Below are 19,704 nucleotides of genomic sequence, written 5' to 3'. Positions count from 1 at the left end.
ACGGTCTCAAGCTGCCTGTCGGGCCGTGACGAACGCCGCAAGGCTGGCCACGTTGGTGAAATGATTGCGGGTGTCCTTGGCGTCGGCATCGATCTTGATGCCGTAGGTTTTCTGGATCGCCAGGCCCAATTCCAGGGCATCGACCGAGTCCAGGCCCAGGCCTTCGCCAAACAGAGTCTGTTCGCTGCCAATGTCGTCGGCGCTGATGTCTTCCAGGCCCAGGGCCTCGATGATCAGCTCTTTTATCTCGTGCTCAAGGCTTTTTTGGTCGCTCATCTTCGGCGAGCTCCTTAATGAAATAGTGATGCAGGTAATCGTTGAGCTTGCGTGAAGCCTGGGGCGCGGCGCCGAGCGCGGCAAACGCTTGTGGCTCTATATCGGCCCCCACGCGCAAACTGAAGTGAAATCGACGTTTGGGGATGCGATACCAGGGTTCGGCCTTGGTCAGGGTGGCGGGGCTGACCTTGATCACCACCGGGGTGATGATTGTCGCACCCCGCAGGGCAATGGCCGCGCCGCCGCGATGAAAGGCGGGGGCCGCGCCGGGTGTGGTGCGTGTGCCTTCGGGAAAGATGATCAGGGTCTGGCCGGCGCGCAGGGCATCGGCAGCCGCATCGAGCATATCGGCGCTGCCGTCGTTGCTGATGTAGCCGGCATCACGCACCGGCCCGCGGGTGAAGGGGTTCTGGAACAGGCTCTGCTTGACCACGCAGTTGGTCTGGCGCATCAGGCCGATCAGGAACACCACATCGATCAGCGACGGGTGGTTGGCAACGATCATCTGCCCTGGGCGCCCGAGCTTCTCGGCGCCTTCCACGCTGTAGGTCAGCACGCCGACACGCTGCATCAACCGCACAAAGAACCAGAACAGCCGGCTGATGGTGTGACGTGCACGGCGCTGGTGCTGTTCGGCACTGCCCGGCAAGCAACTGAGCAATGGAAACACCAGCAAACGCAGGCACAACCCGCCCACGCCGAACAGGAAAAAGCTCGCGGCGGTAGCGAACAGGCGCCAGTAATAGGCGTCCCGAGGCTTGTCGGTCAGGGCTTGCGTTGCCAGTTCCATACTCGGTTCTTCCAGGCATGTTGGCAGGCGCCCTGTTCGGTCAGCAGGGTGCGCAGCAGGTTCAGGGCGTGGGGCCACTGGGCGATGGTGGAGGGTTGGACAGTGCCGGTGGTAAGTTCCAGCTGCCACTCGTCGCCCGGTGTGAGCAACAGGCCGAGGGCATAGGGGAACGGTACGTCATGGATCCAGCCGGCGTAGGCTTCGGGCGGCTGTTCTTCAGTGATCACCAGCAGCACCGCCGGGGCGCCTTCGTTGAGCAGTGCGGCGGCTTCGAGGAGGCCGTGCTCCAGGCCATCGCCAACGGCGGCGAGGGCAGTCATCTCGGCGGTTTCATTGCGCAGGATCGACCACAGGCCGATCACCGCGTTGTGCACCGACAGGCTGAACTGGGTGGGCGACAGCGGCTGCTCGTTGGCCAGATCGCTGAGGATATCCAGGGTGCGCGGGGTTTCGCCGTGGCGGGAAATGAACACCAGCGGCAGCTCTGCAAGGCCCTCGGCCAGCGGCCAGCCGACGCTGAATGCCATGCGCGCCAGCCGGCTCAAGCGGCGGCGCTGCATAGCTGGCAGAAATGACACATCCGGGCAGGCTTCGCTGACGGGCAGCAACACCGGGTCCCGGCACCAGGCGTGCCAGTCGTGCGCACTCTCAAGGCCAGGAGCCCAGGCGCGCCATTGGGCGATGTTGAAGTTGATCACTGAGAAGTTATCCCGCCCCTGCGGGCTTCCATGTGCGGCCAATGGCCCCGGATTCCGGGACAGAGAGCAATAGCCGAATGGCGCGCATTATCCCGGTGCCGCGGGGTTCTAGCAAATAGTGGTGAAAATTTGTTCACTATCGATCACAAATAAGTTGGAAGAATTTACAGATTGTTGGTCATCGCTGACCGACCGTGGAATAGGCACACTCCTATTTGTTTGTTAGCCAGATGCGGCGCCCGGATGAACGAGGTAGCTAACTGGCGCTTTTGCGCTCTACACTCGGTCATTCATTGATACACGGAGGTTTTTCCATGCGGCGCGTGGTGTTCAATCAAAAAGGCGGCGTGGGCAAGTCCAGCATCGCCTGCAACCTGGCGGCGGTCAGCGCCAGCGAAGGTTATCGAACCCTGTTGGTGGACCTCGATGCGCAAGCCAACTCGACCCAGTACCTCACCGGGCTGACGGGCGACGACATCCCCATGGGGATCGCGGATTTTTTCAAGCAAACGTTATCTTCCGGGCCGTTTTCGAAGAAGAACAAGGTGGATATCTACGAAACGCCGTTCGACAACCTGCACGTCATCACCGCCACCGCCGAGCTGGCAGACCTGCAGCCCAAGCTCGAAGCCAAGCACAAGATCAACAAGCTGCGAAAGCTGCTGGATGAGTTGAGCGAGGATTACGACCGGATTTACCTCGACACCCCACCCGCGTTGAACTTCTATGCGGTTTCGGCGCTGATTGCCGCTGATCGTGTGCTGATCCCCTTCGATTGCGACAGCTTTTCGCGCCAGGCTTTGTATGGCTTGCTGGCTGAGATCGAAGAATTGAAGGACGACCATAACGAAGGCCTGGAAGTGGAAGGCATCGTGGTCAACCAATTCCAGGCCCGGGCGAGCCTGCCGCAGCAGATTCTCGATGAGCTGATTGCCGAAGGGCTGCCGGTACTGCCGGTGTACCTGGCCAGCTCCGTGCGTATGCGCGAGTCGCACCAGGAGAGCAAGCCGCTGATCCACCTGGACCCACGGCATAAACTGACGCAGCAGTTTGTGGAGCTGCATAACCTGCTGGAAAATGCCTGACCCCACAGGCAGCGCAGAACACTGTGGGAGCTGGCTTGCCTGCGATGGCATCACCTTGGTGTACCAGGCAGACCGAGTCGCCTGCATCGCAGGCAAGCCAGCTCCCACAGTTTGGATTGCATTTCGGCGGGGGGGTTGGATTTGTCCCACGGGGTCTGTAGGAAGGGTCTGGCAATTGGGCTTGTGCCTTGTAACCTTGCCTACAGCTACGCCAGAATCGGCCGGCTTGTGCGTCTGGATGGGCGTCTCTAAGGTTTGCCGGTCGCTGAATGTTCAGTGATCGGGTTTAGTAGCCTGACCGACCAAAGCATGTGCACCTGCTCCAAAAGCATGGCGTTATCGCCTATCTGATGGTGGCTGTGCGCAGGGCACCTTCGGGTGCGCCGGTCTTTGCTTTGTTCCCCGGTCTACTAACCTGCGTACAGCTGCCACCCTTCGTTTAGTAGCGAAACGGTAGTGGCCCTATCAGGGAACAAATGCATGTCTATCCGTCTTTTCAATGTTTCACCCAACCTCCCCACCGAAGCCCTCGTGCTCAACAGCTACGAAATCTTCTCCTCCGTGCGCACGCTATTACTCAACTTGTCCAACGACCTCACAGGCGAACATCGCGATGTGGCTCTGGCGATTCACCAATTAAGCGAACTGGGCGTCATGCTGGTCGGCCAGATGATGGACCGCGAAGCCCCACTCCCTCAAGGCTGAAATGCGGTCAAAATGTGGGAGGGGGCTTGCTCCCGATGGCGGTGTGTTAGTCCCCTGATAAGTTGACTGGCTTACTGCTATCGGGAGCAAGCCCCCTCCCACACTGTCCAGCGGTGTTCTGAAGGGGTGGTTACACCCCCTGGCTACGCAACCAGCTCATCAGCTGCGGCAACGGAAACGCTCCGCTCTGGCGCGCCACTTCGCGACCGTTCTTGAACAGAATCAAACTGGGAATAGAACGAATCCCCAACTGCGCCGACAGCTGCTGATTAGCCTCACTGTCCAGCTTCGCCAGCCGGCACTTGCCTTCAAGCTGCCCGGCGGCCTGCTCGAATACCGGCGCAAACGACTTGCACGGCCCGCACCATTCGGCCCACACATCGACCAGGAGCGGCAGGTCGCCCTTGATCTGGCTGGCATAGTCGCCCTGTTTCAAATCAAAGGGTTTGCTCAGCAACACCGACTGCTTGCAACGCCCGCACTTGGGCGCATCACCCAGGCGTTCGCCGGGGATGCGGTTGAGGCCGTTGCAATGTGGGCAGGGGATGACAAGAGATTCGGACATCGGGGGCTCCTTGGGGGTGGCTATGGGTTTCAGGACTTACGACGAACAACTAATCTCCAAATGCTTACCCCAATCCGGCGGCCGTTGCGCGTACTGCTCCATCCCCGCTTGCTCTTCAAACGGCCTGGTTAGCACTTCATGCAGCCGTCGCACTTCGCTGTAGTCGCCTGATTCGGCGGCGGCGATGGCGTTTTGGGCCAGGTAGTTACGCAGGATGTAGAGCGGGTTCACCGCATGCATCCGCTCACGGCGCTGTTCCAGGGTGTAATCCCCATCCCGCGCAACGCGGGCCTTGTAGCGCTCGGCCCAGGCATCAAACCCGGCCAGGTCGACAAAGTCGTCACGTAGCCGCGTCACGGCCAGCGCCGCGGATTCATCGCCCAGGCGTCGGAAGAACAGTGTGTAGTCCACGCCGCTGTTCTGCATCAGCTTGAGCAAGTCTTCCACCAGTTTCTGGTCATCCTCTTCAGCGCTCGTGAGCCCCAGCCGGCGGCGCATCAGGTCCAGGTAGTGGGCCTGGTAGAACGGCAGGTACAGGCCAAGTGCCTCCTTCAAGGCATCAACGCTGATGAACGGCGTAAGCGCCTGGGCCAAGGCGCTGAGGTTCCACTGCCCGATAGGCACCTGGTTGCTGAAGGAGTAGCGCCCTTCATGGTCGGAATGGTTGCAGATGAAGTGCGCGTCAAAATCATCGAGAAACGCAAACGGCCCGAAGTCGAAGGTGATGCCCAGGATCGACATGTTGTCGGTGTTCATCACACCGTGGCAGAAGCCGTACGCCTGCCATTTAGCGATCATCTCGGCATTGCGCTCGACGATTTCGCGGAACATCGCCAGGTACGGCTCAGGCTGCTCGCGGCACTCGGGGTAATGCAGATTCAACACGTGTTCGGCCAGCTCGGCCTGCTGTTCGGGCTTCTTGGTGTAGTAGAAGTATTCGAAATGCCCGAAGCGGATATGGCTATGGGCCAGGCGCAACACCATGGCGCCACGTTCCTGTTTCTCACGCCAGACCGGGGTGCTGGAGCCGATCACGCATAGCGCGCGGCTGCTGGGGATGCCCAGCGCGTGTAACGCTTCGGAGGCGAGGAATTCGCGAATCGAAGAGCGCAATACCGCACGCCCGTCGCCCATGCGCGAGTAAGGTGTCATCCCCGCGCCCTTGAGGTGCAAATCCCAATGCTCGCCGGCCTCGTTGTAGACCTCGCCCAGCAACAACCCGCGGCCATCGCCCAATTGCGGGGTGTAGCCGCCAAACTGATGCCCCGAATAAACCATCGCTCGTGGTTCGGCTTCGGCCCACAGCTTGTGGCCGCCAAACAGTTCGGCAAACACGGGCGTTTCAGCCACGGCCGGGTCAAGGTCGAGCAGCACCATGGCGTCATTGCTTGCCACGACCAGGCGCGGTTCGTCCAGGGGCTCTGGCAATACGTGGGTTGAGAACGCGTCGCCCAGGCGTGCGAAGCGGTTGTCGAAGGTCAGTTCGTCGAGGGCTTTCACCGGCCATCTCCAGCAGAATGTCCGAGCATTCTGCTGGGGATAGGGCGTTTAGTCGAGTTTGCTCGGTGGCGGCTCGGGCGCATCCACCACTTTGCCGGCGGGTGGCTCTGGTGCGTCGGACTTGTCGACGGGCTCGACGATGGTCTTGCGCTCATCCTCGGCCGGCACCAGCTTGTATTCCTGGCCGTGGAGGTTTTTCAGGTAGATCTCCATCTGCCGGAACGAGATGTTGATGTGCTGTTTCTTGAACTCACGGTTGATAAAGCGGTTGACCTCGTCGAGCACCGGGTTGCGGTCGCCGAGGTCGCGCACATGCATGCGCAGCTCGTGGTCCAGGGTGCTTTCGCCGAAGTTGAGGAAGTACACATGGGGTTCGGGTTCTTTCAGTACCCGCGGGTTTTCCCGTGCGGCTTTGAGTAACAATTCCTTCACCAGATCCAGATCGGAGCCGTAGTCCACGCCGAGTTTCAAGGTGACGCGAGTGATGGTGTCGGTCAGCGACCAGTTGATCAGTTGCCCGGTAATGAAAGTCTTGTTCGGGACAATGATGTCCTTGTTGTCGAAGTCGGTGATGGTGGTGGCGCGAATGCGGATTTTGCTCACTGTGCCCGATAGGTTGCCGATGGTGATGGTGTCGCCAATGCGCACCGGGCGTTCGAACAGGATCATGATGCCGGAGATGAAGTTGGCGAAGATCTCCTGCATACCGAAGCCCAGGCCCACCGACAGCGCCGCAACCAGCCATTGCAGCTTGTCCCAGCTCACGCCGAGGGTGGACAGGGTGGTGACAAACCCTACGCCGGCAATGATGTAGGACAGCAAGGTGGTGGTGGCATAGGCGCTGCCCTGGGCCAGGTCCAGCTTGGACAGCACCAGCACTTCCAGCAGGCCGGGCAGGTTGCGCGCCAGGGCGAAGGTGATGCCGATGATGATCGACGCGCCGAGCAGGTCGCCGATACTGATGGGCACCATGCTGATATTGGCACCCGTACCGCTGGTGTATTCGTACAGGGTGACGTTATCCAGGTACGAAAACACCGAGATCAGGTCCGACCACACCCAGTACAGCGCCGCGATAAAGCCGCCTAGTAAAGCCAGGCGGATCAGGCGCATGGACTGTTCGTTGACCTGTTCGATGTCCAGGGTCGGCTCCTCGATCACCGTTTCGCCATCACCGGCTTCCTTGGCGGCCTGGCGTTTGGCCAGGGCGCGGGCATAGGCCAGGCGCCGGGCGGCCACGCCGAGGCCGCGCACGAAGGTGGCTTCGATCACCAGCCAGAACATCAGCAGGTACAGGGTGTTGATCAGCCGGTCGCTGAGTTTCAGGGCGGTGTAGTAGTAGCCAAAGCACACGGCGATGAACAGCGCGATCGGCAGGGCGGTGAACACCAGCCCGATGGCCTTGCGAAACAGCGAGGCCTTTTCATGGGTGGGGCTGTTGAGCAGCAGGCGACTCAGCAGCCACGCCATCAAGCCATAGCAGGTGAGCACCACGGCAATGCCCAGCACGTCTTCGGCCAGTGCCGCCGGTTGGTGTTCGGCAATCGCCACCACCGCCACCAGGGCCAGTACCACCAGCCCGAGCTTGCGTATCCAGCCCTGGAGGAACTGGACCTGAGGTTTCTCCCAGCGAAAGTGCAGTTCGGCCACGCCGCCCGGCGCAAGGATGCGGTAGGCGGTGTAGAACACCAGCCACGCCTGGGCGATCTGCAGCAGGGCCGAGCCCAGGTTGGCGTTTTGCCCGCGGGCGTCGATCTGCAATGCATAGCCGCACAGCGCCAGGCCCAGTGACACCGGCATTGCCAGCAGGATATTGATCAGGATCGCCTGCGGCGTATGCCACTGGCTGTCGCGCTTGAAGTGACCGATGTCCAGGTGGACCTTGTTCAGGCGCTGGTACAACGCCTTGCGCCGCCACAACAGCGCGCCGAGCAACAGCAGCAGCGGCAGGAACAGCAACGGGCGCTGGGTCAGGCCGTCATACAGTTCGCTGACACTGGACGCCCAGGGCAGGGTGGCGACTTGCTTGCTCAGGTGCGCCGGCACGGTTTCCAGCCATTCGGTGTCCAGCGGCTTGTTGCTCGGGATCCAGAACATCTGCTCATCAAGCGTCGCGCGCAGTGTAGTGGCGGTGCTCAGCAGTTGCTTCTGGTTCAGTTGCAGGGTGATCGATTCGTTCAGTAGCGCACTCAGCTCGCGGCTCAGGCGCTCCAGCAGGTCGCTGCGGGTGATCGCCAGTTCCAGCAAGGTGCGACGCAGTTGCGGCGTGACTTCGTCCGGTGGCTGGTTGGCCAGCAGGTTATCCACATAGGCGCTGGGGGAACTGATCAGCTCACGCTGCTGGTTGACCTCGAACTGGTACAGGCGAATGTTGGCGATATCGTCGGCCAGGTCGCGGTCGACGGTAAGGCGCGGCAGGGCCTGTTTTTGCTTATACAGAATCTTGGAAAGCAGCAGGCTGCCCTTGAGCACGTTGATCTGCTCGTCCAGGGCCGAATCGCTCTGGTTGACCGTGTCCAGTTGCTGCTTGGTCTGCAGGTTCTTCTGGGTCAGGTCATTGAGACGGTCAGTGCTCTTGAGCAGGTAGTCGGAGAGCTTCAGGTTGTCGGCGCTTTCCTTGGCAAGGATGCTGCTGCCCCCGGCTTTCTGGGCTTCGATGGACTGTTGCGTCACCGTCTGCTGGGACTGGGCCAGGCGTTTCTGGTTGATCAGGGTTTGCAGGTCCTGGATTTCCTGCTCCAGGCGCGCGGTTTTTTCCTGGATCAGGTCGTGCTGGCTGTTGCCCAGGTCTTGCAACTGGCTGTTGCCGGCCAACTCCTGGCGGCGCAGGGGGATGAGCGCATTCAGGGCCGCCAGTTCAGCGTTCAGCTGGTTGCGCTGGTCGCCGCTGAGGGCTTTGCCGTTGTCTTTGCCCAGCTTGAGCGTGGCATTGATCTGCTGGATGCGCGTCTGGCTGCTGCTGATTTCGGTTTGGGCGCGCTCGGGGCGGGTCTGGGCGGCGATGGTCAAGCTGTTGGCGTCGGCCAGCTCTTTTTGCAGGTCGCCTTGCTGGGTGCTGCGTTGCACCAGCAATTGCTCAAGCTGCGGCACGGGCAGCGAGGCGTAGCGTTGGGCTACCGGGATGATTTTGGTGGCCTTGAGCCGGGCCAGCTCGCGCTGGTTGTCGGCGGTCTGGCGTGGGGCCTCTTCCAGCTGACGCTTGAGATCGGCCAGGCGCTGCTCGTAATCCTGCTGGTTCGCCAGGTACGTCAGGGTCTGCTGCAGGATGCCCTGCAACGCCTTCATGTCAGCGTCGGGCAGCTTGCGGTCGGGCAGTTTATCCAGGGTTTGCTGGATGGCGTCGGCGCTGGGCGGGTCGGCAGCGTGAACGGCGCCGACGCAAAGGGTCAGGCCCAGCAGGGCAGTGGCGATAAAAGTGCGCAGGGTTGGCATAGAGACCGGTCTTGCAAGGTGAAGAATCGGGGCGTTGTTGCCCCGCAGTTTAGAGGAAGAGTCCGGGGCCCGGGCGACTTCCTTCGGGGAATCTGACGCCGACTTTGCCAATCTTGTTCCCGTCCATGACCGCGACAGTCCAGATGGTGTTGTTCCATTCCACCTGGTCGCCCACCACCGGTGCACCGCCGACCTTCTGGGTGATGAAGCGACTCAGCGGCATGTCCGGGTCGATACCCTCGAGCTTGAGCCCGTACAAGGCCGAAACCGCGCCCAGCTGGGCGTCGCCTTCGAGCACGAAGTCGCCGAAGAAGCGCAAATCGAGGCCCCGTTGCGGTGCCTGGCTGAACAGTTTGCCCAGGGCCGGCAGGTTGTGTTCGTGGCCGATTACACAGAGCAAATCGTCGACTTCCAACACCGTACTACCCGACGGATGGAGCAGTTGCTGGCCCCGGAACAGTGCAGCGATGCGCGTGCCTTCGGGCATTTTCAGCTCGCGCAGGGCCGCGCCGATGCACCATTTTTCCGCGCCCAGGCGGTAGACGAACAGCTCCCACTCGCTGGTGACGTGTACTTCCAGGGCTGCGCGGGAAATCGGTGCCGGGTCCGGTGGTACGGTGACCTTGAGCAACTTGGCCACCCACGGCAGACTTGTGCCCTGCACCAGCAGCGACACCAGCACGATAAAGAACGCCAGGTTGAAGTACAGCTGCGCATGGGGCAGGCCAGCCATCAGCGGGAACACCGCGAGGATGATCGGCACCGCGCCGCGCAGGCCGACCCAGGCGATAAAGGCCTTTTCGCGACCGTGGAATGCCTTGAACGGCAGCAGGCCAACCATCACCGAAAGAGGCCGCGCAAACAGGATCATCCACAGCGCCAGGCCCAGCGCGGGCAAGGCGATGGGCAGCAGGTCATGGGGCGTGACCAAAAGGCCCAGCACCAGGAACATGCCGATCTGCGCCAGCCAGGCCATGCCATCGAGCATATGCAAAATGCCATGGCGGCTGCGCACCGGGCGGTTGCCGATGACCAGGCCGCACAGGTACACGGCCAGGAAGCCGCTGCCGTGCAGGGCGTTGGTCAGGGCGAAAACGAACAGGCCGCCGGCGATTACCAGAATCGGGTACAGGCCGTTGGCCAGGTTGATGCGGTTGACCAGCTGCAGCATCAGCCAGCCGCCGCCCAGGCCCACCAGGCCACCGATGCCGAATTCGCGAATCAGATGAGTCAACAGGCTCCAGTGCAGGCCGGTCTGGCCGCTGGCGAGCATGTCGATCAGGGTGACAGTGAGGAACACCGCCATCGGGTCGTTGCTGCCGGATTCGATTTCCAGGCTGGCGCTGACCCGTTCGTTGAGGCCCTTGCCGCCCAGCAGCGAGAACACCGCTGCAGCGTCCGTGGAGCCGACGATGGCGCCAATCAGCAAGCCCTGGATGATATTGAGGTCGAACAGCCAGGCCGCCGCCATGCCGGTGAGGCCGGTGGTAATCAACACCCCCACCGTGGCCAGGGACAAGGCCGGCCACAGCGCCACGCGGAAACTCGCCACCCGTGTGCGCAAGCCGCCGTCGAGCAGGATCACGGCCAGGGCGAGGTTGCCCACCAGGTAGGCAGTCGGGTAGTTATCGAAAATGATGCCGCCGCCATCGACACCGGCGGTCATGCCCACGGCCAGGATGATCACCAGGATCGGGATGCCCAGGCGGGACGAAAGGGAACTCACCAGAATGCTCGCACTTACCAGCAACGCGCCGATCAAGAACAGGCTGTTGATGGTCGTCGCATTCAAAGGCAGTACTCCAGAGCAGGGAAGACGGGGCGCAAACTGACCATGCAGTCTGCGTGCCAGCGATTCTAACCTGTTGAATTGCTGCACTGTCAAAAAGCTTTTTCTGAATTTTTGCAGAAGCAAATGTGGGAGGGGGCTTGCCCCCGATAGCGGTGGGTCAGCCACAGATAAGTTGACTGATATACCGCAATCGGGAGCAAGCCCCCTCCCACATTTTCAAGTGCCGTCAGTTAGAGACGGAAGCGGCCTACCATCCCGTTCAGGTCCACCGCCAGGCGCGACAGTTCGTTGCTCGCGGCGCTGGTCTGGCTGGCACCCGTAGCGGATTGCACCGACAGGTCGCGAATATTCACCAGGTTACGGTCCACTTCCCGCGCCACCTGGGCCTGTTCTTCCGCCGCGCTGGCGATCACCAGGTTGCGCTCGTTGATCTCGACAATTGCGGTGTTGATGGTGTCCAGCGACATGCCCGCGCCCTTGGCGATGTTCAGCGTCGATTCGGCCCGCTCGGTGCTGTTTCGCATCGAATCCACTGCGTGCTCAGTACCCGTCTGGATACTGCCGATCATGCGCTCGATCTCGCTGGTGGACTGTTGCGTGCGATGGGCCAGCGCTCGCACCTCGTCGGCCACTACGGCGAAACCACGTCCGGCTTCCCCGGCGCGTGCGGCTTCAATCGCCGCGTTCAGGGCCAGCAGGTTGGTCTGGTCGGCCAGGCCGCGAATCACGTCCAGCACTTTGCCGATATCCCGCGATTCATTGGCCAGGTCGCCAATCAGGGAGGCGGTGGCCTGCACGTCAGCGCTCATGCGTTCGATGGCGCTGACGGTTTCCTGCACCAGGTCCCGACCATCACCGGCAGAGGTGGTGGCGTTGCGCGAAGCTTCGGAAGTGCTCACGGCGTTGCGTGCGACTTCTTCAACGGCGCTGGTCATCTCGTTGACGGCGGTGGCGGCTTGTTCGATTTCGTTGTTTTGCTGGGTCAGGCCACGGGCGCTTTCGTCGGTGACGGCGTTCAGCTCTTCGGCGGCAGACGCCAACTGAGTGGCGGAGCCGGCGATGCGTTGCAGGGTATCGCGCAGTTTGTTTTGCATCTTGGCCATGGCGGCGAGCAGGCGGCCGGCTTCGTCGTTGCCGTCTACGGTGATCGGGCGCGTCAGGTTACCTTCGGCCACTTCTTCGGCGGCTTCAAGGGCACGGGCGATGGGCAGGGTGATGCTGCGGGTCAGCAACCAGGCGAACAACACGGTCAGCGCCGTGGCAACCACCAGCAGGCCCACCACCAGGTCGAAGGCCATGTCGTATTGGTCTTTGGCTTGCTGGTTGGTGGCGTTGGCGTCGTCGTTATTGATATCCAGCAAGCGGGTCAATACGGCGTTGACTTGCTCGGAGTTGCTCAGCAACTCGGTGTTCAGCAAGTTGCGCAGCTCGTCGACCTGATTGGCGCGTGACAGGCTCTTCATGCGCTCTTCAATCTGGTGGTACTGGCCCAGCAGGCGCACGTATTCGTCGTAGGCGTTGCGCTCTTGAGTGCTGGTGATCAATTTTTCGTAGATGCCCTGGGCCGTGCGAATCTGCTGATTGCGCAACTCGAAGGCTTCCAAAGTCTTTTGCTGTACATCCGGCTCGCGGTTGGTCAGCAAGCGATACGACAGCACGCGCAGGCGCAGGGTCAGTTGGGTGAATTCGTCGAGGGCACGAATGCTTGGCACGCTGGCTGAGGTGATGTCTTCGGTGGCTGCGCGAATCTTGCTCATCTGGTTCAGGGCGAACACACCCAGCAACAACATCAGGGCGCCAATAAACGCGAAGCCGAGGAAGGCCCTCGGGGCGATATTCATATTACGAAGAGACATGCTGGAATCCTGGGGGGAAGCGCGATCCGTGCGGCCATGAGACGAGGTGTGCCTGCGTTATCGGCCCTGCGACTAAAGTCTTAAGGGGCTGCGCGCTTTTGTCGCATCTGACGAAGGGTTGGGGGCATTGGAGGAACCAGATCGGGTAATTGCAGTCACTAAGGCTCGAAAGTGCGGCCCGGCCCCGATAAATCGGGCTGCACGCCGGGGATATCCCTGGCATCCGAGGTGAATTTTCTTTATCGTCACCGCCCTTTTAAAAGCCCGGGAAATCAAAATGTTAGAAGCATCTCTCAGCCAATTGGAACAACTGGTCAGCGACCTGGTACAGCAGAATCAAGAGCTGCTGGGCAGCAACGAATCCCTCAAGGCCGAACTGGCTCGCGCCAAGGATGAAAACGACAGCCTGCAACTGAACCTGATGGAGCAGGAAGAAAAGCACGGCGCCACCGCCGCACGCATCCAGGCCCTGGTTGAGCGTGTGAGTGCAGGGCCTGTCAGCGCATGAATGAGGGGATAAAGGTCGTTTCGATTCTCGGAGAGGATTACTCGATCAAGGCACCGGCCGGCGAAGATCAGACCCTGATGCATGCCGTGACCATGCTGAAGGCTTCCCTGGCGGTTACCAAGAAAAAGTACCCGACGCTGATCGGTGATAAATTATTGGTACTGGCCGCGCTGAACCTGTGCGCCGAGCAGATCGAAATGCAACAGGCTCACCAGCAGGAACTCGACCGTTACCAAGAGCAAGTCAGCGCCACGGTCGAGGTGATCTCCAAGGCGATCCAGCCTTAGAACCACTCATCCTGCATCCCCAGGCACGTATCGTCGCGTGCCCCCAGAATTGCCAGTTCGTGATGGCAGCTCGGTACTTCCCAAGTCAGGAAGTACCGGGCGGCCTGGAGCTTGCCCTTGTAGAAGGCCGCATCGGCCGCTTCACCCTTGGCCAGCCCTTCTTCAGCGCGGATCGCCTGTTCCAGCCAGCGCCAGCCAATCACCGTGTGCCCGAACACTTTCAAGTACAGCGCCGAGTTCGCCAGGCTGCTGTTGACCTTGCCCTGGGCGAGATCCGTCAGCAGGCCAATGGTGACGCCTTGCAGTCGATTGACCAGTTGCTCCAGCGGCTCTCGCAGTGCCGTAAGTGACGGGTACTTCTGCGCACGGGCTCCGGTTTCGGCAATCAGGCGAATCAATTGCTTCAAGCCGGCGCCGCCGTTCTGCGCCAATTTGCGCCCAAGCAAGTCCAGAGACTGGATGCCGTGGGTGCCTTCATGGATCGGGTTCAAGCGGTTGTCGCGGTAGTACTGCTCCACCGGGTATTCGCGGGTGTAGCCGTGGCCGCCGAGAATCTGGATCGCCAGTTCATTGGCCTTGAGGCAAAACTCCGACGGCCAGGATTTGACGATGGGGGTGAGCAGGTCCAGCAGTTCGTGGGCGTGCTTGCGCTCGGTGTCGGTTGCCAGGGTGGTGGTGTCGTCAAACAGTCGGGCTGCGTAAAGGCCCAGGTCAAAGGCGCCTTCCACATAGGCTTTCTGGGTCAGCAACATGCGCTTGATGTCGGCGTGCTGAATGATCGCCACTGGTGCGGTGCCTGGGTCTTTGCTGTCGGGCAGTCGGCCCTGGGGCCGTTCGCGGGCGTAGTCCAGCGAGTAGAGGTAACCGGCGTAACCAAGCATCACCGCGCCCATGCCCACGCCAATGCGTGCTTCATTCATCATCTGGAACATGCAGCTCAGGCCCTGGTGCGGTTTGCCCACCAAGTAGCCGACGCAGTTGCCGTTATCGCCGAAGTTGAGCGCCGTGGACGTGGTGCCGCGCCAGCCCATCTTGTGAAACAGCCCGGCCAGCAGCACATCGTTGCGTTCGCCCAGGCTGCCGTCATCGTTGACCAGCAACTTGGGCACGATAAACAGCGAAATGCCCTTCACGCCCGCGGGTGCGTCCGGCAATTTGGCCAGCACCATATGCACGATGTTTTCCGACAGCGAGTGGTCGCCACCGGAGATGAAGATCTTGTTGCCTTTGAGGCGATAACTGCCGTCAGCCGCCGGTTCTGCGCGGGTACGAATATCTGACAGCGAGGAGCCGGCGTGGGGCTCGGTCAGGGCCATTGTGCCGAAGAAGCGCCCGTCGATCATCGGTTGCAGGAAGCGCTGTTTCTGCTCCTCGGTGCCGAAGCTTTCGATCAGATTGGCGGCGCCCATGGTCAGGAACGGGTAGGAGGTCGATGCGGCGTTGGCCGCTTGAAAGTGGGCGAAGCAGGCTTGGGACAGCAAGGTCGGCAGTTGCATGCCGCCTGCTTCGAAACTGCGGGCTGCGTTGAGGAAACCGGCCTCCAGGAAGGCGTCTACGGCGGGTTTGACTTCCGGGATCAGGATCGCTTGGCCGTTCTCATAACGCGGTTCGTTTTCGTCGTTCTTGCGGTTGTGGGGGGCGAAGTACTTTTCGGCGATGCTGCGCGCCGTGCTGATCGCAGCGTCGAAGGTTTCGCGGTTGTGTTCGGCAAACCGCTCACGCTGGGTCAGGCCCTCGGCATCGAGGACTTCGTACAGCTCGAAAGCCAGATTGCGGGAACTGAGCAGCGTCTCGGACATGGCGGATTACCTTTGAAGGAATTGGCCTGAGTCTAAGCGCGTGAATAAAGGCTGGATAGCAAGATTGATCTGGGTGATGGAAGGGCAAAACGCAGGCAGGGAATTGAAATGCAGTCAATGTGGGAGGGGGCTTGCTCCCGATAGCAGTGTGTCAGTGTCCAATGTGCTGACTGACACTCCGCTATCGGGAGCAAGCCCCCTCCCACAGGTTTTAACCGATAGTCATCAGGCTGGCGTTACCGCCTGCCGCTGCGGTGTTGACGCTCAACGCCCGCTCGATCACCAATCGCTCCAAGGCAATGGCCGTCTCACCCTGAGACATACCATGCACCCCAACAATCGCCCCACCGCGCTGCGCCACTTGCTGGCACACCGCACGCAATTGGTCGGAATCACCGTGATGCAGCACGGCGTCAAACACTACGTCGTCCTTGGTCCAGTCGGCCACGCGCTTGATCTTCGCCTGAATGTCTCGCGGCAGGCGTGGGAACAGAGCCTTGGTCAGCTCGGTTTCCGGCCATACCGCCGAACCGCCGACGGCCAGCACTGCCGCCAGTTGGGTCAGCAGATCGCCTTCCACTTCAGCCAGGCACAGCACGTGTTCACGCGGCAGGATTGCGTAGCTGTTGCGCTCACCGGTCGGGCCGGCCAGTTGCCGGGTGATACCGCTTTGCGACTGCGCCGCGAATTGCGTGCACAGTGCGCTCAGCTCACTGAACTTATGGCTGTCGGCCCAGGTTTTCAGGGCGGTCAGCGGTTGGCTCATGGCGTCGCGCAGACGTACGTCCGGTGCAGTCAATGCGTCGCCACGTACGAAGGATTGCTCGATCGCATCGGTAGGGCGAGTCGACAGCAGGCGGTACAGGTACAACGGGCCGCCGGCTTTCGGGCCAGTGCCCGACAGACCTTCGCCGCCGAACGGCTGCACGCCGACCACGGCACCCACGATGTTGCGGTTGACGTAGACGTTACCGGCGTTGACGTTGTCGATCACCTTGGCGATGGTCTCGTCGATGCGGGTATGCACGCCCAGGGTCAGACCGTAGCCCGACGCATTGATCTGGCCGATCAACTGGTCGATCTCTTTACGCTTGTAGCGCACCACGTGCAGCACCGGGCCGAAGATCTCGCGTTGCAGCTCGTCGAAGCTTTCCAGCTCGATCAGGGTTGGCATCACAAAGGTGCCGCGCTTTATCTCTTCGCCATCGGCAATTGCAACCTGATAAACGTTGCGGCCTTTGTCGCGCATGGCCTGGATGTGTTTCTCGATGCCGGCCTTGGCTTCGGCGTCGATCACTGGGCCGATATCCACCGACAGGCGCTCCGGGTTGCCCAGACGGCATTCAGCCATGGCGCCCTTGAGCATTTCGATGACGCGGTCTGCCGAATCTTCCTGCAGGCACAGTACACGCAAGGCCGAGCAACGTTGGCCGGCGCTGTCGAAAGCCGACGACACCACGTCGATCACCACCTGTTCGGTGAGCGCCGACGAATCAACGATCATCGCGTTCTGGCCACCGGTTTCGGCGATCAGCGGGATCGGGCGACCCTGGGCATCCAGGCGCCCTGCGACATTGCGTTGCAACAAGCGAGCAACTTCGGTGGAACCGGTGAACATCACGCCTTTGACGCGATCATCACCCACCAGGCGGGCGCCGACGCTTTCGCCTTGGCCCGGTAGCAGCTGCAGCACACCCTCGGGGATGCCGGCTTCGAGCAGGATGCGCACGGCTTGGGCGGCGACCAGCGGGGTTTGTTCGGCAGGCTTGGCCAGTACCGGGTTACCGGCGGCCAGGGCAGCCGCGACTTGGCCGCTGAAGATCGCCAGCGGGAAGTTCCACGGGCTGATGCATACCACCGGGCCCAGTGGGCGATGGGCATCGTTGGTGAAATCGTTGCGCGCCTGCACCGCGTAGTAACGCAGGAAGTCCACGGCTTCACGCACTTCGGCGATGGCGTTGGCGAAGGTCTTGCCGGCTTCACGGGCCAGCAGGCCCATCAGCGGCTGGATCTCGCCTTCCATCAGGTCGGCGGCACGCTCCAGAATCGCGGCGCGTTCGGCGGGCGGGGTGGCCTGCCAGATCGGTGCGGCGCTGATCGCGCACTGGATCGCGTTGTCGACGTCTTCGACGGTAGCTTCCTGTACGTGGCCGACTACATCACGCAGGTCGGACGGGTTCAGCACCGGCTGTGCCGCTTCCTGGCTGGAGGCGCAACCGAGCATCGGCGCGGCTTTCCAATTGTTGTGCGCGGTAGCCAGCAAGGCGCAGGACAACGACGCCAGACGGTGTTCGTTGGCCAGGTCGATACCGGCCGAGTTGGCGCGGTCGCTGCCATACAGGTCACGCGGCAGTGGAATACGCGGGTGCGGCAAGCCGAAGCCGCCTTCCAGCGTGGCCATCTGCTCGATGCTGGCCACTGGATCGGCCACCAGCTCCTGGATCGAGATCGATTGGTCGGCGATACGGTTGACGAACGAGGTGTTGGCGCCGTTTTCCAGCAGGCGGCGTACCAGGTAGGCCAGCAGCGTTTCGTGTGTGCCGACTGGCGCGTATACGCGGCACGGACGGTTCAGCTTGCCTTCGGAGACCTTGCCTACCACCTGCTCGTACAACGGTTCACCCATGCCATGCAGGCATTGGAACTCGTACTGGCCGGGGTAATAGTTCTGACCGGCGATATGGTAGATGGCCGACAAGGTGTGGGCGTTGTGCGTGGCGAACTGCGGGTAGATGGCTTCCGGCACCGACAGCAGTTTGCGTGCGCAGGCAATGTAGGAAACGTCGGTGTACACCTTGCGGGTGTACACCGGGTAGCCTTCCAGGCCCTCGACCTGGGCGCGTTTGATTTCGCTGTCCCAGTACGCGCCTTTTACCAGGCGGATCATCAGGCGATGGCGGCTGCGGCGGGCCAGGTCGATGACGTAGTCGATTACATACGGGCAACGCTTCTGGTAGGCCTGGATCACAAAACCGATACCGTTCCAGCCGGTCAGTTGCGGCTCGAAACACAGACGCTCCAGCAGGTCCAGGGACAGTTCCAGGCGGTCGGCTTCTTCGGCGTCGATGTTCAGGCCGATGTCGTATTGCTTGGCCAGCAAGGTCAGCGACAGCAGGCGCGGGTACAGTTCGTCCATCACGCGCTCGTACTGCGCACGGCTGTAGCGCGGGTGCAGGGCGGAGAGCTTGATGGAGATGCCCGGGCCTTCATAGATCCCACGGCCATGGGAGGCTTTGCCGATGGAGTGAATGGCTTGTTCATACGAGGCCAGGTACTTCTGGGCATCGTGTTCGGTGAGGGCGGCTTCACCGAGCATGTCGTAGGAGTAGCGGAAGCCCTTGGCTTCGAACTTGCTCGCATTGGCCAGGGCTTCGGCGATGGTTTCGCCGGTGACGAACTGTTCGCCCATCAGGCGCATGGCCATGTCGACGCCTTTGCGGATCATCGGCTCGCCGCTTTTGCCGATGATGCGGCTCAGGGAGGAGGTCAGGCCCGCTTCGTTGTGGGTGGCGACCAGTTTGCCGGTCAGCAACAGGCCCCAGGTGGCGGCGTTAACGAACAGCGACGGGCTGTTGCCCAGGTGCGGCTGCCAGTTGCCGGTGCTGATCTTGTCGCGGATCAGCGCGTCACGGGTGCCTTTGTCCGGGATGCGCAGCAGCGCTTCGGCCAGGCACATCAGCGCCACGCCTTCCTGGGACGACAGGGAGAATTCTTGCAGCAGGCCCTGGACGATACCGGCACGGCCGCCGGCGCTCTTCTGGTTACGCAGTTTTTCGGCAATGGTGGCAGCCAGCTTGTTGGTGGCTTCGGCCATGTCTGCCGGCAGGCGTGCCTGCTCGATCAGCATCGGTACCACTTCCGGTTCCGGGCGACGGTAAGCGGCGGTGATCGATGCGCGCAGTACCGATTGCGGCAGGATGCTTTCAGCGAACTCAAGGAAGCACTGGTGGGCGTGGTCAGCCTGAATCTCGCCCGCGTCTTCGGCGTCCTTGCTGCTCAAGCCATTGAGCTCGGACAGGGTTGCACCACCCTCGAGTTTCTCCAGGTAATTGAAAATTGCCTGCTTGATCAGCCAGTGCGGCGTGCGATCAATGGAGGTCGCGGCGGCTTTCAGGCGCTCGCGGGTCGGGTCGTCGAGTTTGACCCCAAGGGTGGTCGTTGCCATTTTCTTATCCTCATGGGTGCCACTACCGAGTGGCATCTGCTGGCGGCAAGATTAGCTTTGCCCATGCAGAGGTGCAACCGGGTGCAACCCTTTTGTTCAGGAAATTTTCGACGGTTGATCGGAAAAAAATTGGCCTTCGACAAAATTCGCCTGGCATTGGTGCATTTGCTTCTGAGATCGGCTGTTCTTGCTCCGAAAAGGAGCAAAAACAGTGCGTTTGTCCTAAATCGCGCCTGGGTGCAACTT

14 protein-coding genes are annotated in these 19,704 nt (G+C 61.3%); 4 read left to right on the top strand and 10 right to left on the bottom strand.

The window, feature by feature from the left end:
* Positions 1-6: 6 nt before the first annotated feature.
* From E4P00_RS28360 to E4P00_RS28350, 3 genes are read right to left on the bottom strand one after another with little or no spacing between them, the layout of a single operon-like run.
* Positions 7-276, bottom strand: a complete 270-nt coding sequence (locus E4P00_RS28360) for a phosphopantetheine-binding protein (RefSeq protein WP_005784090.1) — start codon at positions 274-276, stop codon at positions 7-9.
* On the bottom strand, positions 254-1,066 hold the full coding sequence (locus E4P00_RS28355) for a lysophospholipid acyltransferase family protein (RefSeq protein WP_248133479.1): 813 nt from the start codon (positions 1,064-1,066) through the stop codon (positions 254-256). Before E4P00_RS28355 ends, E4P00_RS28360 begins: the two co-directional genes overlap by 23 nt.
* Positions 1,042-1,764 carry a beta-ketoacyl synthase chain length factor gene (locus tag E4P00_RS28350; RefSeq protein ID WP_078820110.1) on the bottom strand — a complete coding sequence of 241 codons (723 nt, stop codon included), beginning with the start codon at positions 1,762-1,764 and terminating at the stop codon, positions 1,042-1,044. The genes E4P00_RS28355 and E4P00_RS28350 overlap by 25 nt, the downstream gene beginning before the upstream one ends.
* A gap of 314 nt (positions 1,765-2,078) precedes the next feature.
* On the opposite strand from E4P00_RS28350, the gene E4P00_RS28345 reads away from it, so the two are divergent.
* Positions 2,079-2,849 (top strand): ParA family protein, encoded by a 771-nt coding sequence (locus tag E4P00_RS28345; RefSeq protein ID WP_020301660.1) that lies wholly within the window; start codon positions 2,079-2,081, stop codon positions 2,847-2,849.
* A gap of 480 nt (positions 2,850-3,329) precedes the next feature.
* Positions 3,330-3,554, top strand: a complete 225-nt coding sequence (locus E4P00_RS28340; protein ID WP_216090636.1) for a DUF6124 family protein — start codon at positions 3,330-3,332, stop codon at positions 3,552-3,554.
* Positions 3,555-3,684: 130 nt separating this feature from the next.
* Here the strand turns inward: E4P00_RS28340 and trxC are convergent, their stop codons facing one another.
* From trxC to E4P00_RS28315, 5 genes are all read right to left on the bottom strand, one after another.
* Positions 3,685-4,119 (bottom strand): thioredoxin TrxC, encoded by a 435-nt coding sequence (gene trxC, locus E4P00_RS28335; protein WP_032878279.1) that lies wholly within the window; start codon positions 4,117-4,119, stop codon positions 3,685-3,687.
* Between the two features lie 36 nt (positions 4,120-4,155).
* Positions 4,156-5,619 carry a protein adenylyltransferase SelO gene (gene selO, locus E4P00_RS28330; protein ID WP_248133478.1) on the bottom strand — a complete coding sequence of 488 codons (1,464 nt, stop codon included), beginning with the start codon at positions 5,617-5,619 and terminating at the stop codon, positions 4,156-4,158.
* Positions 5,620-5,667: 48 nt separating this feature from the next.
* A complete protein-coding gene (gene mscK / locus E4P00_RS28325) occupies positions 5,668-9,051 on the bottom strand; it encodes a mechanosensitive channel MscK (protein ID WP_248133475.1) in 3,384 nt (1,127 codons plus the stop codon).
* A gap of 49 nt (positions 9,052-9,100) precedes the next feature.
* Complete coding sequence (locus E4P00_RS28320; protein ID WP_005784108.1) at positions 9,101-10,843, bottom strand: potassium/proton antiporter; 1,743 nt, start codon at positions 10,841-10,843, stop codon at positions 9,101-9,103.
* Between the two features lie 230 nt (positions 10,844-11,073).
* Positions 11,074-12,699, bottom strand: a complete 1,626-nt coding sequence (locus E4P00_RS28315; RefSeq protein WP_216090638.1) for a methyl-accepting chemotaxis protein — start codon at positions 12,697-12,699, stop codon at positions 11,074-11,076.
* A gap of 277 nt (positions 12,700-12,976) precedes the next feature.
* Here E4P00_RS28315 and E4P00_RS28310 point away from each other — a divergent pair, with 277 nt between their 5' ends.
* Positions 12,977-13,207, top strand: a complete 231-nt coding sequence (locus E4P00_RS28310; protein ID WP_003187970.1) for a hypothetical protein — start codon at positions 12,977-12,979, stop codon at positions 13,205-13,207.
* Positions 13,204-13,494: a cell division protein ZapA gene (locus E4P00_RS28305; RefSeq protein ID WP_005784113.1), complete on the top strand. Its 291-nt coding sequence runs from the start codon at positions 13,204-13,206 to the stop codon at positions 13,492-13,494. The genes E4P00_RS28310 and E4P00_RS28305 overlap by 4 nt, the downstream gene beginning before the upstream one ends.
* Here E4P00_RS28305 and E4P00_RS28300 read toward each other — a convergent pair.
* A complete protein-coding gene (locus tag E4P00_RS28300) occupies positions 13,491-15,293 on the bottom strand; it encodes an acyl-CoA dehydrogenase (RefSeq protein ID WP_248133473.1) in 1,803 nt (600 codons plus the stop codon). The genes E4P00_RS28305 and E4P00_RS28300 overlap by 4 nt on opposite strands.
* Before the next feature lie 211 nt (positions 15,294-15,504).
* Entirely contained in the window at positions 15,505-19,458 is a 3,954-nt protein-coding gene (gene putA, locus E4P00_RS28295) for a trifunctional transcriptional regulator/proline dehydrogenase/L-glutamate gamma-semialdehyde dehydrogenase (RefSeq protein WP_103733923.1), read from the bottom strand.
* Positions 19,459-19,704: the final 246 nt, after the last annotated feature.

Source organism: Pseudomonas sp. B329 (assembly GCF_023127835.1).
Lineage (GTDB): Bacteria > Pseudomonadota > Gammaproteobacteria > Pseudomonadales > Pseudomonadaceae > Aquipseudomonas > Aquipseudomonas synxantha_A.
This window is presented reverse-complemented; position numbering and strand designations above follow the sequence as displayed.